This window comes from Gilliamella sp. BG3, from assembly GCF_046635605.1.
Classification (GTDB): domain Bacteria; phylum Pseudomonadota; class Gammaproteobacteria; order Enterobacterales; family Orbaceae; genus Gilliamella; species Gilliamella bombi.
The window spans coordinates 2,642-18,294 of the sequence record NZ_JBIDFE010000018.1; the positions used below are offsets into that span (position 1 = coordinate 2,642).

Annotated in this window: 13 protein-coding genes and 2 pseudogenes; 4 read left to right on the forward strand and 11 right to left on the reverse strand. The window is 36.8% G+C overall.

What is annotated here, in order from left to right; all coding sequences use genetic code 11:
- Positions 1-1,515, forward strand: a pseudogene (locus tag ACGH6S_RS09040) (hypothetical protein); the annotation flags it as partial.
- Positions 1,516-1,630: 115 nt separating this feature from the next.
- On the opposite strand, the pseudogene ACGH6S_RS09045 reads toward ACGH6S_RS09040, so the two are convergent.
- From ACGH6S_RS09045 to tyrA, 11 genes and pseudogenes are all read right to left on the reverse strand, one after another.
- Positions 1,631-1,876 (reverse strand): annotated as a pseudogene (locus ACGH6S_RS09045) (amino acid ABC transporter permease); the annotation flags it as partial.
- 362 nt (positions 1,877-2,238) lie between these two features.
- Positions 2,239-2,664, reverse strand: a complete 426-nt coding sequence (locus ACGH6S_RS09050) for a F0F1 ATP synthase subunit epsilon (RefSeq protein WP_034911289.1) — start codon at positions 2,662-2,664, stop codon at positions 2,239-2,241.
- Positions 2,665-2,705: 41 nt separating this feature from the next.
- Positions 2,706-4,088: a F0F1 ATP synthase subunit beta gene (atpD, locus tag ACGH6S_RS09055; protein WP_034911215.1), complete on the reverse strand. Its 1,383-nt coding sequence runs from the start codon at positions 4,086-4,088 to the stop codon at positions 2,706-2,708.
- Positions 4,089-4,135: 47 nt separating this feature from the next.
- Positions 4,136-5,005: a F0F1 ATP synthase subunit gamma gene (gene atpG, locus ACGH6S_RS09060; RefSeq protein WP_065590589.1), complete on the reverse strand. Its 870-nt coding sequence runs from the start codon at positions 5,003-5,005 to the stop codon at positions 4,136-4,138.
- A 14-nt stretch (positions 5,006-5,019) separates the two neighbouring features.
- Positions 5,020-6,561, reverse strand: a complete 1,542-nt coding sequence (gene atpA / locus ACGH6S_RS09065; RefSeq protein WP_034911218.1) for a F0F1 ATP synthase subunit alpha — start codon at positions 6,559-6,561, stop codon at positions 5,020-5,022.
- 11 nt (positions 6,562-6,572) lie between these two features.
- The gene (gene atpH / locus ACGH6S_RS09070) at positions 6,573-7,106 is read right to left on the reverse strand and encodes a F0F1 ATP synthase subunit delta (RefSeq protein ID WP_034911220.1); all 534 of its coding nucleotides are present in this window, start codon (positions 7,104-7,106) and stop codon (positions 6,573-6,575) included.
- Positions 7,107-7,119: 13 nt separating this feature from the next.
- Positions 7,120-7,590 carry a F0F1 ATP synthase subunit B gene (gene atpF / locus ACGH6S_RS09075; RefSeq protein ID WP_034911222.1) on the reverse strand — a complete coding sequence of 157 codons (471 nt, stop codon included), beginning with the start codon at positions 7,588-7,590 and terminating at the stop codon, positions 7,120-7,122.
- A gap of 25 nt (positions 7,591-7,615) precedes the next feature.
- Positions 7,616-7,843, reverse strand: coding sequence for a F0F1 ATP synthase subunit C (gene atpE / locus ACGH6S_RS09080; protein WP_143421962.1), 228 nt, complete (start codon positions 7,841-7,843; stop codon positions 7,616-7,618).
- A 37-nt stretch (positions 7,844-7,880) separates the two neighbouring features.
- A complete protein-coding gene (gene atpB, locus ACGH6S_RS09085) occupies positions 7,881-8,663 on the reverse strand; it encodes a F0F1 ATP synthase subunit A (RefSeq protein ID WP_085163680.1) in 783 nt (260 codons plus the stop codon).
- A 257-nt stretch (positions 8,664-8,920) separates the two neighbouring features.
- Positions 8,921-10,252 carry a phosphoglucosamine mutase gene (gene glmM, locus ACGH6S_RS09090; protein WP_034911229.1) on the reverse strand — a complete coding sequence of 444 codons (1,332 nt, stop codon included), beginning with the start codon at positions 10,250-10,252 and terminating at the stop codon, positions 8,921-8,923.
- 107 nt (positions 10,253-10,359) lie between these two features.
- Positions 10,360-11,481 carry a bifunctional chorismate mutase/prephenate dehydrogenase gene (tyrA, locus tag ACGH6S_RS09095; protein WP_411578764.1) on the reverse strand — a complete coding sequence of 374 codons (1,122 nt, stop codon included), beginning with the start codon at positions 11,479-11,481 and terminating at the stop codon, positions 10,360-10,362.
- Between the two features lie 120 nt (positions 11,482-11,601).
- Here tyrA and xthA point away from each other — a divergent pair, with 120 nt between their 5' ends.
- From xthA to ACGH6S_RS09110, 3 genes are all read left to right on the forward strand, one after another.
- Positions 11,602-12,408, forward strand: a complete 807-nt coding sequence (gene xthA, locus ACGH6S_RS09100; RefSeq protein ID WP_065590585.1) for an exodeoxyribonuclease III — start codon at positions 11,602-11,604, stop codon at positions 12,406-12,408.
- A 40-nt stretch (positions 12,409-12,448) separates the two neighbouring features.
- The gene (xseA, locus tag ACGH6S_RS09105; protein ID WP_411578765.1) at positions 12,449-13,783 is read left to right on the forward strand and encodes an exodeoxyribonuclease VII large subunit; all 1,335 of its coding nucleotides are present in this window, start codon (positions 12,449-12,451) and stop codon (positions 13,781-13,783) included.
- 125 nt (positions 13,784-13,908) lie between these two features.
- On the forward strand, positions 13,909-15,579 hold the full coding sequence (locus ACGH6S_RS09110) for a molecular chaperone HscC (protein ID WP_174799214.1): 1,671 nt from the start codon (positions 13,909-13,911) through the stop codon (positions 15,577-15,579).
- Positions 15,580-15,653 lie beyond the last annotated feature (74 nt).

Consider the following 15,653-nt stretch of genomic DNA (forward strand, 5'->3'; position numbering starts at 1 on the left):
GACAGCAGACAGCAGACAGCAGACAGCAGACAGCAGACAGCAGACAGCAGACAGCAGACAGCAGACAGCAGACAGCAGACAGCAGGTTATAAATTAACCAAGTTTATAACTAATTCAAAATTGTCATTTTTTCTTTTTTTCTTTCCTCTTACAGCTAACGCCATATCAGTAGCAACGGCAAAAACAATAAAAGGAAATGCCCCTGTTTTTATAGCGAACTCTATTGAAAATAATTTTGGCTTTACCGTCAGAGGTACTTTTTACAGCAAACAATTAAACAATATTCCTATATCATTTGACAAAAACCTAACACTTAATGATTTTATTATTCAACCTTTGACCGTCGCTAATCTTAACTTATCATCTAGCAATAATTATTATGATGAAGATGGAGACAATGGTAGAGTTTCTGATAACGGAACTTTTACTATCGGTACAGTTAACTTTAAATGGTTTGATAATGCAGGGCAAGAAATAGCAAAATCTCAATACGGAAAGCCTATTGGCTGTGGTAGTGGTTTCCCAATGCCACTTAAGTTAGCAATTACCCTTTCAGATATACAAGTCCATTCTGAATATGGCGATCCTAAAGATAGTGAACTATATAATTTGACTAAAATTTATCAAATTAATACAGATTCAGAAATTTGTTTTGCTAAACCTAACCAAATGATAGTCGACAATAAGAAAACTTGGGGAAGCCCCTATCATTTTACCAAAAATGGCAAAACAGATTGTTCGCTTGTAGGTTATAATGATCTTGACAGCTCAATTATTGATAACAACCGAGGAGATAAAGGGTGGAATGAACCAGGGACCGAATATAGAGATTCTCTTTGTGGTGGAGGATATGATCATAACGTTTTTGATCCAATCAATGGGTTCTATGCCTCTGCCAATCCAAAATTTCCAACAACAGGATTTGCAGGTGCTAAATTTCAATTAATTATGACGGGCGCTCAAACTGATTGGAATTATTCGGTTAATGCAACACCTCAAAACAGTGTAACGGTAGATCAAAATGGCATGGTTGTACTTAACAATAAACCTAATGGTACGGTAACTATCTCTGCAACGTTTAAACCTGATCCTACTATAGTACATACTTACTCATTTAACCCTACAAAAACTTGGGTTTTTCCACAACCAGGACATGCTGTCAGTTATGAACAAGCTGTACGAATATGTCACGGGGAAAACAATCTACCAACTAGAGCTGAAATGACAAATTCACCTAATGCTTCTCCTTCATGGAGGATATGGCCACTAACTTGGGATTTATTTACACGAGCGATCAATCAAGGGCTATTGAGCGAATGGGGTTCAACTCATAGTGGAACTTATCCTAATTCTAATTGGCGGTTTGATGACCATCTGTGGTTTTATTCTTCTGACGAATTCCCTTTAACAAATCAATATCCCGGTCATTCTAATCGATACGCTATTGATGCTTGGATAGGACAAATTGCTGTATTTGGAGCACAACAACCGATACAAGTAGTATGTAAGGGTTAATAGAGTAGTTTTGATATACAAAAAACATTAAGTTGATAAATAATAATTATGCTTATTTGTAGGATTTCACTAAGTTGCTTTCACTTTTTGATTAAATAAGCAATTTGGTGAAGTTCTACGACTTAGTTAATCTAGATACAGTAAAATCAAGTGCTGCACAAATAATAAAATAAACAACTATAACAAATAGAAATATTTCAGTTGGATAAACTATACTTCGATTATTAATTTGGGTCGCAACAAAGGTAAACTCTGCAACACCAACAATATAGGCTAAAGAAGTATCTTTAATTAATAATATCCATTGATTAACAAATAAAGGTAACATCATTTTTAACGCTTGTAGCAGATAATAAAAATAATGATCCTCGCCAAAATACTAGACAGAACTCACCGCTATAAATTATTATCTAAGTAATACTGCTTTTCATATTGTTCAGGCAATACCCAACCATGAGTTGAATGTCGATGAACTTGATTATAATAGATTTCAATATATTCAAATAGTACTTTTATTTTGTATCGAAAAATAATTTAAGTGTAGATAGTAAATAATTCGATTGATTAACTAATCTTTTTTAGCTTTAATTTGGATATAGAATGGGTACAACTCACAGGTTAAATGTTGGAAAGCCCTTTAGCAATCAACTTATCGGAAAGTTAAAAAAGGCTACTTGTAATACCAAATAGCCTTTTGTGTATGATAAAACATCAAAAAGCAAACTATTGACCCATGCGGCGAGTCAATTCGATAACGCGAATTTTTGCCAAAGCTTTTGATAATTCAGCAGATGCTTGTGCAAATGACATATCATCGCTTGGGTGATTAATATGTTCTTGTGCTTGTCTTACTGCTTCTTGTGCTCTTGCTTCATCTAAATCTTCACCACGAATTGCAGTATCTGCCAAGATAGTTACGATGTTAGGTTGTACTTCTAAGATGCCACCAGATAGATAGATAAACTCTTCTTCACCATCCGCTTTCACAATGCCGACCATGCCTGGTTTTATGGTTGTGAGTAAAGGGGTATGGCCAGGATAAATCCCAAGTTCACCTTCCTTACCTGTGACTCTGATTCGCTGAACATCACCCGAAAACAGGTGAGATTCAGCACTAACAACTTCTAATTGATAGGAAGTTAGTGCCATAATACGATCTCCATTAATACGATCTTCGTTCAATGAATCTCTTAGAGAGATTTTGCCTTCTCAATCGCTTCATCAATTGAACCAACCATATAGAATGCTTGTTCAGGAATATGGTCATAATCACCATTCATGATTCCTTTAAATGCACTGATCGTATCTTTTAAAGGTACATATTTTCCTGGTGAACCAGTAAATACTTCTGCAACAAAGAATGGTTGAGATAAGAAGCGCTGAATTTTACGTGCACGAGCAACGATCAATTTATCATCTTCAGATAACTCATCCATACCAAGAATAGCAATAATATCTTTTAATTCTTGATAACGTTGTAGAATTGACTGAACACCACGGGCACAATCATAGTGCTCTTGACCAACAACTAAAGGATCTAATTGACGACTAGTTGAATCTAATGGATCCACTGCCGGATAGATACCTAAAGAAGCAATTTGTCGACTTAATACGATTGTCGCATCTAAGTGAGCAAAGGTTGTTGCTGGTGATGGGTCAGTCAAGTCATCTGCTGGCACATACACCGCTTGGATTGAAGTAATCGAACCAGTCTTAGTTGAAGTAATACGTTCTTGTAGTAACCCCATTTCTTCAGCTAATGTTGGTTGATAACCTACTGCCGATGGCATACGACCTAATAACGCAGATACTTCAGTACCAGCTAAGGTATAACGATAAATATTATCGATGAATAATAAAACATCTTTACCTTCGTCACGGAATTTTTCAGCCATAGTCAAACCAGTTAACGCAACACGTAAACGGTTTCCTGGTGGCTCATTCATTTGGCCGTAAACTAATGATACTTTATCAAGTACGTTTGATTCTTTCATTTCGTGGTAAAAGTCATTACCTTCACGAGTACGTTCTCCCACACCAGTAAACACTGAGTAACCTGAGTGTTCAATAGCGATATTACGGATCAACTCCATCATGTTAACGGTTTTACCTACACCAGCACCACCAAACAGACCAACTTTACCACCTTTAGCAAATGGACAAATTAGGTCGATAACTTTAATACCTGTTTCAAGTAATTCAGTTGAGTTTGCAAGCTCTTCATAGGTTGGGGCAGCACGGTGAATCGCCCAACGTTCTTCTTCACCAATAGGACCTGCTTTATCAACAGGATCACCAAGTACGTTCATAATACGACCTAGTGTTTTTGTACCCACAGGTACTTCAATGCCGTGACCAGTGTTTACTACGTCAAGTCCACGTCTTAAACCATCAGATGAACCCATTGCAATACAACATACAACGCCACCACCTAATTGTTGCTGAACTTCCAGAACTAATTTTTCAGTGCCTGTTTCCACTTCTAATGCATCATATACCTTTGGTACTGCATCTTCTGGGAATTCGACATCAACCACCGCACCGATGATCTGGACAATCTTTCCAGTAGCCATTTTTAATCCTCTACGTCTTTTTCTTAACTATAAGCCAATATTTAGCACTAACCTGAAACAGCGGCTGCACCGGATACAATATCAATTAATTCATTAGTGATAGCACCTTGGCGTGCCTTGTTATACACAATTTGTAACTCATTAATTAGGTTTGCTCCGTTATCCGTTGCCGCTTTCATGGCCACCATTCTTGCTGCTTGTTCACTCGCTAAATTATCAACCACTGCTTGATAAACTTGTGATTCAATATAGCGACGTAAAATCACGTCTAATAGTGATTTAGCATCAGGCTCATAAATATAATCCCATGATGAAGCTTTGAGTTTTTTATCTTCTGATGGTGGTAAAGGTAATAATTGCTGAATTGTCGGCTTTTGTGACATCGTATTAATAAATTTGTTTGTGACAATATATAATCTATCAATTTTACCGTTGTCATATGCCTCAAGCATTGTTTTTACCGGCCCAATTAAATCGGATAAATTTGGTTCATCGCCCAAATTAGTAGCTTGAGTTAAGATGTTCGCTTTCACTGACGAGAAAAACGAAACACCACGCGAACCAATTAAAGCAACATCAGCTTCAACACCCTTTTCCTGCCATGCTGACATATCAGCAATGACAGTTTTAAAAAGGTTGATATTTAAACCACCACATAAACCACGATCGGTTGAAATGATAAGATAGCCAACTCGCTTTACATCTCTTTCTTCTAAATAAGGATGTTTGGCGCCTATCTGAGCTAACGCTAAATGTCCAATTACTTCACGAATCATTTCGGCATATGGTCGACTAGCAGCCATTCTATCTTGCGTTTTACGCATTTTAGAATTGGCAACCATTTCCATCGCTTTAGTGATTTTTTGCGTACTTTGGATACTGGCAATTTTTGTTCTAATCTCTTTTGCATTAGCCATTTTTTACCTCACCCTTACCATGTTTGAGTTGATTTAAAGCTTTCAAGTAATTCTTTTAGCTTAGTTTCAATCTCATCATTGTAATTACCTGTTTCATCAATTGATTTAACAAAATCGGCATATTGACTATGGGCATAAGCAAGTAGTGCTGTTTCAAATGGTAATACTTTAGCTAATTCTACATCTTCAAGATAACCACGTTCAGCAGCGTAAAGTACTATTGATTGTTCAGCAACAGTCATTGGCGAGTATTGCTTTTGTTTTAACAATTCTGTTACTTTTTCACCGTGACTTAATTGGTTTCTTGTTGCTTCATCTAAGTCTGATGCAAATTGAGAGAACGCAGCTAATTCACGATACTGTGCAAGCGCAGTACGAATACCACCTGATAATTTTTTCATTATCTTAGTTTGTGCAGCACCACCCACACGTGAAACCGAAATGCCAGGGTTAACCGCAGGGCGGATACCTGAGTTAAATAGGCTAGTTTCCAGGAAAATCTGACCATCAGTAATCGAAATTACGTTAGTTGGTACGAATGCTGAAACGTCACCAGCCTGAGTTTCAATAATCGGTAATGCTGTTAATGAGCCTGTTTTTCCTTTAACTTCGCCTTTAGTGTACTCTTCAACATAGGCTTCGTTGACTCGCGCTGCGCGTTCAAGTAAGCGAGAATGAAGATAAAATACATCACCAGGATAAGCTTCACGTCCAGGCGGACGACGAAGTAATAACGAAATTTGACGGTAAGCAACAGCTTGTTTAGATAAATCATCATAAACAATTAATGCATCTTGACCACGATCGCGGAAGTATTCACCCATTGCACAACCAGCATATGGCGCTAAGTATTGTAACGCAGCTGATTCAGACGCTGATGCCACAACCACAATTGTGTTTTTAAGTGCACCATGCTCTTCAAGTTTACGTACAACATTGGCAATAGTTGATTGTTTTTGACCAATGGCAACATAAATACATTTTACACCTGAGTCGCGTTGGTTGATGATTGCATCGACAGCAAGTGCTGTTTTACCTGTTTGACGGTCACCGATGATAAGTTCACGTTGACCTCGTCCAATTGGAATCATTGAGTCAACGGCTTTATAACCAGTTTGTAATGCTTGGTCAACGGATTTACGATCGATAACACCTGGTGCAACTACTTCTACTGGTGAAAAACCGTCATGTTGAAGTGAGCCTTTACCATCAATTGGTTCACCTAGTGTGTTAATAACGCGGCCTAATAAACCTTCACCAACTGGTACTTGTAAAATACGGCCAGTACATTGTACTTTCATACCTTCAGACAAGTCTTCGTATGGTCCCATGACTACCGCACCAACGGAGTCTCTTTCAAGGTTTAATGCCATTGCATATCGGCCACCTGGTAATGCAATCATTTCGCCTTGCATTACATCAGTTAATCCGTGGATTCGAAGGATACCATCACTTACAGATATGATAGTTCCTTCATTGTGAGCATCACTCACAATATTGAACTGAGCTATCCGCTCTTTAATTAGTTCACTTATTTCAGTTGAATTTAGCTGCATTATCAGTCCCCTTAAGACTGTAGAGCGTTATTTAAACGATTTAAACGCCCTCTGATACTACTATCAATAACCATATCGCCCGTACGAATAATAAAACCAGAAATGAGCGATTTATCTATATGACATTTTAGTTTTACTTTTCGTGATAAACGTTTTTCGACAGCGACAGAAATTTTATTAAGTTGCTCATTAGTTAGTTCACTAGCAGAAATTACATCAACATCTGCTTGCAATTCTCTATCTAAACAATATTGTTCAAACAAGATTAACACTTCAGGAAGAAGTGATAATCGTTTGTTTTCAGCCATAATCTTAATAAAATTAGTACTAAACTCATCTAACACATCTTTACAGATGTTGATGAGTAAATTAGCCACCGAATCAGTTTTCATATCAGATGTTAAGACACTTCTTATTTGAGTATCTTTACTCACTTCAGATGTTAGCACTAATATTTTATGCCATGATTCGATGCTGTTATTTTCTACCGCAAATTCGAAAGCGGCTTTAGCATAAGGGCGAGCAATCGTAATTAAGTCAGCCATTGCTCTATTCTCCTTATAGTTCAGCTACGAGTTTATCAATGATGTCGCTATTTGCGGCTTCATTAACAGAACGTTCAATAATTTTTTCTGCACCAGCAATAGCGAGTGTAGCGACTTGCTGTTTAAGCTCTTCTCTTGCTCGTTTGCGTTCAGCTTCTACTTCGGCAAGCCCTTGAGCAACAATTCGTTCTTTTTCGCGAGAAGCTTCTTGTTTTGCTTCTTCAAGAATGATTGCTTTGCGTTTATTCGCTTGCTCAATAATTGCATTAGCCTCAACCTTAGCCTGTTGCATTATGTCAGATGTATTCGCTTTGGCTAATTCCAAATCTTTTTTTGCTGTTTCTGCTGAAGCAAGTCCTTCGGCTATCTCTTTTTGGCGTTTTTCAATCGCGCCAATAACAGGAGGCCAAACAAACTTCATACAGAACCAAACAAACAATACAAATGTAATTGCTTGGCCGAGGAGAGTTGCGTTCATATTCATGACACGATTCCCCCTTAAATTTTTATTAACCTGCAACCACGAAGATAACGTAAAGTGCAATACCTACACAGATCATTGGGATTGCATCAACTAGACCCATAACGATAAAGAATTGAGTACGTAACATAGGCATTAATTCCGGTTGACGAGCAGCACTTTCTAAAAATTTACCGCCTAATAAACCAACACCAACTGCACCACCAATTGCAGCTAATCCCATCATAATGCCTGCGGCTACAAATAACATTTCCATTATATACTCCAGTTTATTAACAAAAAAAATATTAAAATTAATGATCTTCCGTTGCCGACGCCATAGCTAAATAGACGATCGTCAACACCATAAAAATAAAAGCTTGTAACGTAATTATTAAAATATGAAAAATGGCCCATGGTAACGATAATACCCACTGTGACCACCAAGGTAATAATCCAGCAATTAAGATGAAAATAAGCTCACCTGCATACATATTTCCGAAAAGTCGAAGCCCTAAAGAAACAGGCTTTGCTAATAGGCTAACTAATTCAAGTACTAAATTAATAGGTGCAAACGCCCAGTGATTAAATGGATGCAAGGTATATTCTTTAACAAATCCTGAAATCCCTTTGTACTTGATCGAGTAAATGATGATAAGTGCAAACACACCTAAGGACATCGACATAGTAATGCTTACATCTGCGGTTGGTACAACTCTCAAGTGTGACAGACCTAAATACTGACCAGCATAAGGTAGAAAATCAACAGGGATAAGATCCATTAAATTCATCAAGAAAACCCAAATAAACACAGTTAATGCTAACGGCGCAATGAGTTTATTTTGACCAGTAAACATGTCCTTAACAGTATTATTGACAAATTCGAAGATCATTTCTACTGCACATTGCAGTTTACTTGGGACACCACTGGTGGCTTTTCTTGCTACACGATGGAATATCCATAAAAAGATAACACCAAGTAAGATCGAAAAGAACAATGAGTCAAGATTTAAGGTCCAAAAACCAGAACCTACTTGCAAGTTCTCAAGATGATGCTTGATATAAGCTTGTGGTGAAGCTGGAGAGGAAACTGACATATAACCCTCTTAACCTATTTTTAAAAATAAAAAATATTGCTCATGTTTTCACTTGAAAGATATAAGCAATTGCTGTAATAATCTGAAGTTACTATTTTAAACCTAATTGCCTATAACAAGTCAACCTTTGATTAACAAAATTAAAATTTTAGACACTTTTTACTAATTTTACGTAAATGCACGCAACTTCTCTTACTATTCTAACCTCAATACAGCTCAATTAATGGCTTAATTAATGGGCATGATTGGGGGTATTTTTAAGCTTTAACTGCTGTAGCGATAGTTTCTGCTAGTTTTTGCACTTCAATTTCATTGCATCCTTCTACCATAACACGAATTAGCGGTTCGGTTCCTGATTTACGGATCAAAACTCGACCATTATGACCAAGCTGTTTTTCTGCTTGTTTAATTGCCGCTTTCACTTCATCACTATTTAGGGGGTCATTTTCACCTGAAAATCGAACATTAATTAATACTTGTGGTAACATTGTCATACCACTGCACAAGTCAGCCAATGACATATCATTACGAATCATTGCTGCTAATACTTGTAAGCCAGCAATAATACCATCACCAGTGGTGGTTTTATCTAATAATAAAACATGTCCCGAATTTTCGGCACCTAAGCGCCAATTTTTTTCGATTAGTTTTTCAAGTACATAACGATCACCAACTTTAGCACGAGCAAATGGGATACCGAGATTTTTAAGGGCAATTTCAAGCCCCATATTGCTCATTAATGTACCGACAACGCCACCTTTTAGTTGACCTTGTCTTAATGCTTCACGGGCAATGATATAGATAATTAAATCGCCGTCAATTTTTCGACCTTCGTGATCAACCATGATAATACGGTCACCATCGCCATCTAAGGCAAAACCTAAATTGGCTTTTTCATCAATAACTCGTTTAGCAAGCGCTTTTATGTCAGTTGCGCCACAGTTTTCATTGATGTTAACACCATCTGGCTCACAACCAATTTTTATTACTTGTGCTCCTAGTTCTCGTAATACTTTTGGTGCTATGTGATAGGTGGCACCATTAGCGCAATCGACAACAATTTTTAATCCAGACAAACTTAAATCATGGTCAAATGTGCTTTTACAAAATTCAATATAACGCCCTGCAGCGTCGGTAATACGGCTAGCTCGACCAAGTTGTTTGGATTCAACGCAATCGATCTCTTTTTCAAGTTCGGCTTCAATTTCTAGTTCGATTGTATCATCAAGCTTTTTCCCTTCGGTTGAAAAGAATTTAATACCATTGTCATAAAAAGGATTGTGCGAGGCAGAAATGACAACGCCAGCATCAGCACGAAAAGTGCGGGTTAAATAGGCAATTGCCGGGGTTGGCATTGGTCCTGTAAACGCAGCGGCAACACCAGCAGAAGCAAATCCCGCTTCTAGTGCTGATTCAAGCATGTAGCCTGAAATGCGGGTATCTTTACCGATTAATACTTTTTTAACACCATCTTTGGCTAGCACTCGCCCAGCAGCCCAGCCTAATTTAAGCGCAAAATCTGGTGTAATAGGATACTGGCCAACTTTACCGCGAATCCCATCTGTACCAAAATATTTTCGATTAGACATGATATTCCCTCACACTAACATTTATTATTTCTAACAACTATCTTTTGATAAAAAGTATATTTTAATTTGTGAAAAACTTTCAGGAAAGTATACTTTTTAATATAAAACTACTCTCGATTATCATTGGCAAATTTTAATAATCCTTGGCTCTCTTTAATAAAACGTTCGGCATAACTACCAAACCATTGAGTTACTTCGTTAAAACTTTTAATAAATTTAGTTTTGTCACGTTGTTCAATTAGTTTGACCATTTGCCCAAAGCGTTCATAGTAGCGTTTAATTAATTCAATATTATCATCTGACGCCATGATGATATCGGCATAAAGCTCAGGATCTTGAGCAAATAAGCGCCCAACCATCATCAATTCAAGGCGATAAATTGGCGAAGAAAGTGCGATCAATTGCTCTAAATCGGCCTGTTCTCGTTGCAAATTGACACCATATGAGAACGAAGTGAAATGGCGTAATGCTTGGATGAATGACATGCATTTGTCATGCTCCTTGGCATTAATCGCACATAAATTGGCACCCCAAATACGCATTTGTTCAATTAGCCATTGGTATTTATCTGGATATCGTCCTTCACAATAAACAATAATTTGTTTGGCTAAATTTGGTACATCTGGACCAAACATTGGGTGTAAACCGACTACAGGCCCTTGATGTTTATCAAGCATTGCCTGGAGAGGCTTGGCTTTTATAGATGTAAAATCCGTTAAAATACAATCTTTGGGTAATGGTGGTAGTTGTTTAATGACTTCACAGGTTTTGTTAATAGGTACTGTCACGATAACAGCCACTGCATCAGTAACCACTTCGGCTGCTTGATGCATAGTTTTAGAACCTAATGTTTTAACCTGATAGCCAGATAGGGTAAATAAATGAGCAAACAATCGTCCCATTTGCCCATTACCACCAACAATCACTATTGATCCTTGACCACTATAGACTTTTTTAAAACCTTTATCATTTTCGCTAATATAAGACTCACGCATTAAACGACGTAAAATATCTTCTATTAAATTGGGGGATATACCTACTTTTTCAGCTTCATGTCGCCTTTTAGCTAACATATCCGCTTCACGATTGGGATCATAAATCGGAATGCCATGTTTGCTTTTTACTTCGCCAACTTCGGCAACTAATGCTAATCGCTTTGTAATTAAAGATAAAATGGATTTATCAACTTCATCGATTTTATCGCGCAAGGCAAGTAATTCCGTAGACATATTTAGTGATTCCCTTTATCACAAATGGTGGTTTTTATTGTAATAGCTTAACAGTATAACGTATTTTTGTTACGATGCGTATTTAGTTTATAACATGGAATTAAATATAATAAATTTATTATGAAAGTTATCTCGTTTAATATTAATAGCCTTCGCGCTCGAATTCATCAATTATCAGCAATTATTGAGACACACCAACCAGATATTATTGGTTTACAAGAAACTAAAGTTCATAACGATCAGTTTCCCATTGATGAATTAGCACAGTTTGGTTATCACTTACATTATCACGGACAAAAAGGGCATTATGGAGTAGCGTTGTTAACCAAGCAACAACCTTTGTCTGTGCAATGTGGCTTTCCAAACGATAGTGATGATGCTCAATGTCGTTTGATCATAATTGAGTTACCTACTAGTCAAGGTAATTTAACAATAATTAATGGTTATTTTCCTCAAGGTGAAAGTTTACATCATGAAATTAAATACCCTGCTAAACGTAAATTTTATAATGATTTAATACAGTATTTACAAGATCGTCAATTAAATAATCAACTAACTTTAGTCATGGGCGATATGAATATTTGCCCAACCGATTTAGATATAGGCATTTCCGAAGATAGCCGTAAACGATGGCTTCGTACAGGAAAATGTTCATTTTTACCGGAAGAACGAAAATGGATAAACAACTTAATGTCTCTCGGTTTTATTGATACTTACCGCAATGCTCACCCAACTGAACTTGAGTATTCTTGGTTTGATTATCGTACTAAAGGTTTTGAAACCCATAATGGGTTAAGAATTGATTTAATATTAGCTAGTCAAAAAATGATGACTTATTGTAAACAAACGGGTATTGATTATGATATTCGTGCAATGATAAAACCATCTGATCATGCACCAATTTGGGCTCAATTTGATTTAGTATAAACCTTTATAGTTATAATATAGTTGTAATAAGGATAATAGCATGCAAAACAATTCAATTTTATCAGTGAAAGATCTTAATCAAATGGTTAAAGAGTTGCTTTGTGATGCTATTGGTCAGATCTGGTTAATAGGTGAAATATCAAACTTTTCACGTCCATCATCAGGTCATTGGTATTTTTCGTTAAAAGACGATAGTGCACAAGTACGCTGTGCTATGTTTCGCAACAGCAATTTTCGTGCAGGTTTTATCCCACAAAATGGGCAACAAGTTTTAGTTAGGGCCACAGTAACACTATATGAGGCACGTGGCGAATACCAACTGGTTATTGATAAAATCCAAGCAGCAGGTACGGGATTATTACAGCAAAAGTTTGAGCAACTAAAACAAAAGCTGTCTGAGGAAGGTTTATTTGATTCTACCAATAAACAATTATTACCAGAAAACATTCGTACAGTTGGAATTATCACCTCATCAACAGGTGCGGCATTGCATGATATTTGTCAGATATTAAAACGCCGAGATCCAAGTTTGCATTTAATTATTTACCCAACGCAAGTTCAGGGCAATGAAGCGGCAGGGCAAATCGCTAACATGATTCACATTGCCAACATTCGTCAAGAATGTGATGTATTAATTGTTGGACGAGGTGGTGGCTCGCTTGAAGACTTATGGTCATTTAATGAAGAAGTGGTAGCCAGAGCTATTTTTGCTAGTCAAATACCGATTGTGAGTGCGGTTGGGCATGAGATTGATTTTACGATTGCCGATTTTGTGGCTGATGTTAGAGCGGCAACCCCATCTGCAGCAGCCGAGCTTGTTAGTCGAGACAGTTTACAACAAGTAAAACGTTTGCAAGTTCAACAGCAGCATTTAACCATGGCAATGGATTATTATTTAATGCAATGCCGAGAAAAACTCAATAAATGGCGACACCAATTACAGACTCAACATCCACAAACAAAGCTAGAAAAACAATTAAATCAACTTTTAGCTTATCGCCATTCATTATCTGAAAATATTCAGCAATATTTTCTCAGACTATCAAATCGTCATAATTCACTCGATAAAAGACTATTACGAGTATCTCCACAAAATAATATTACCTATTTAGGGCAACTTACTTGGCAAAAACAGCAACAATTAATTAATTTAATTAAACAAAAGTTAATAAAATCACAACATCAATTTGTTTTACAAACCTCTCAACTTAACAACGTTAGTCCGCTAGCTACTCTCGAACGAGGTTATTCAGTTACCACCGACCAAAACAACACAGTGGTTCGTCGCTCTGAACAAGTCACGGTGGGTGACATTATCGTAACAAAGCTGAAAAAAGGTAAACTTGTTAGCCAAATTACAAAAATTAACGAATAAAATAATTATATTTAAAGATAATAGATAAACCTATTTTACTAATCTTTAGTATCATTTTTGCAATTCTGGTGATCGCTAGTATATAATCTAAACAATAGGAAATTATTATATTATTTAGAGAGTTTATGCATTATCCAATCGGTATTGATTTAGGCACTACAAACAGTTTAATTTGTGTTTGGCAAGATGGTAAAACTGTCCTCATTCCTAACTCAATTGGTGAAGTTGTTACACCATCTGTAGTTAGTGTTGATGAAGACGATTCTATTTTAGTCGGACATGCGGCATTGTCTCGTTTAACCACTCATCCAAATCGCAGTGCAGCAGCATTTAAACGCTTTTTAGGTTCAAATAAAGTTTTCGAATTAGGTGACAAAAAATTTACGCCAACTGAACTTTCAGCCATAATTTTAAAATCATTGAAAGCAGATGCAGAGGCTTTTTTAAACCAAGAAGTTCGTGATGTTGTCATTTCTGTTCCTGCTTATTTTAATGATGAACAACGCAAGCAAACTCGCTTTGCTGCCGAGTTAGCTGGGTTAAATGCTGTACGCTTAATCAATGAACCAACAGCAGCCGCTATGGCATACGGATTACATGAAGATCAATCGGGTAATACTTTAGTATTTGATTTAGGTGGTGGTACGTTTGATGTAACAGTGCTTGAATATTCAATGCCCATTATTGAAGTGCATGCTTCTGCTGGTGATAACTATTTAGGTGGTGAAGATTTTACCCAAGAGCTTGTTAAAGTTTGCTTAAGTGAATGGAATCTTAAACAACAAGATATTCCGACCGATGATTATGCTCGCCTGTTAGATTTAGCCGAACAACTAAAATGTAAATTAAATGTTGAAGAATCACATACTTTAACTTGGTTTTGGCAAGATAAGCAGTGGCAATTTACCTTAAACGAAAGCCGAGCTAAAACACTATGGTTACCACTACTTAATCGACTAAGAGCACCAATAGAACAAGCATTAAGTGATGCCCGATTAAAACCTAATCAACTTGAACATATCGTATTAGTCGGCGGTTCATCTCAATTAGGTGTGGTACGAGAACTGGTTACTAAATTATTTGGTAAATTACCCTATCGCCACATAAATCCGACAACGATCGTTGCACAAGGTGCCGCAGTTCAAGCAGCTTGTCGATTGCGAAATGCTGATGTTGAAGAAGTCATTCTTACTGATGTGTGCCCTTATACACTAGGGATTGAAAGTTGTTCAAATAATGTTAGTGGATTATTTTCACCCATTATTGAACGTAATACCATTGTACCAACTTCGAAAGTAAAAACATTTTACACAACGCACCCTCAGCAAAAAGCGATATGTATTTCGGTTTATCAAGGTGAAAATCCACGCGTTGAAAATAATGTTTTAATTGATGAGTTTGAAGTGCCTCTAACGCCAATGGAAAGAACCCAAGGAATTGATGTCCGCTTTAGTTATGATCTAAATGGCTTATTAGAAGTTGATGTGGTTTTGCTTGAAACAGGTAAGCAACATGGCAAAGTAATTGATCATAGTCCAATTGGATTAACAGACAAACAAAAACAAGACAGTCATGATCGCTTGAAAGCACTTAAAATTCACCCTCGCGACGAAATGCCGAATCGTACTTTATTAGCAAGGCTAGAACGTGCATGGGCACAATCATTGGGTGATGAACGACTATTAATTGGATCATATATCGAAGTTTTTATGGAAGTACTAAATAGACAAAATTCTGAAGAAATTAACGAAATTCGTTGTGAAATTGAGTTAAACTTAAAAGATCTTAATCGATAAAAGATCTAATTTTTAAAAATATCCTCTCCCCTTCCTTTAGCCAAGTATAGCCTAGATAAAAAAGGGGAGATTAC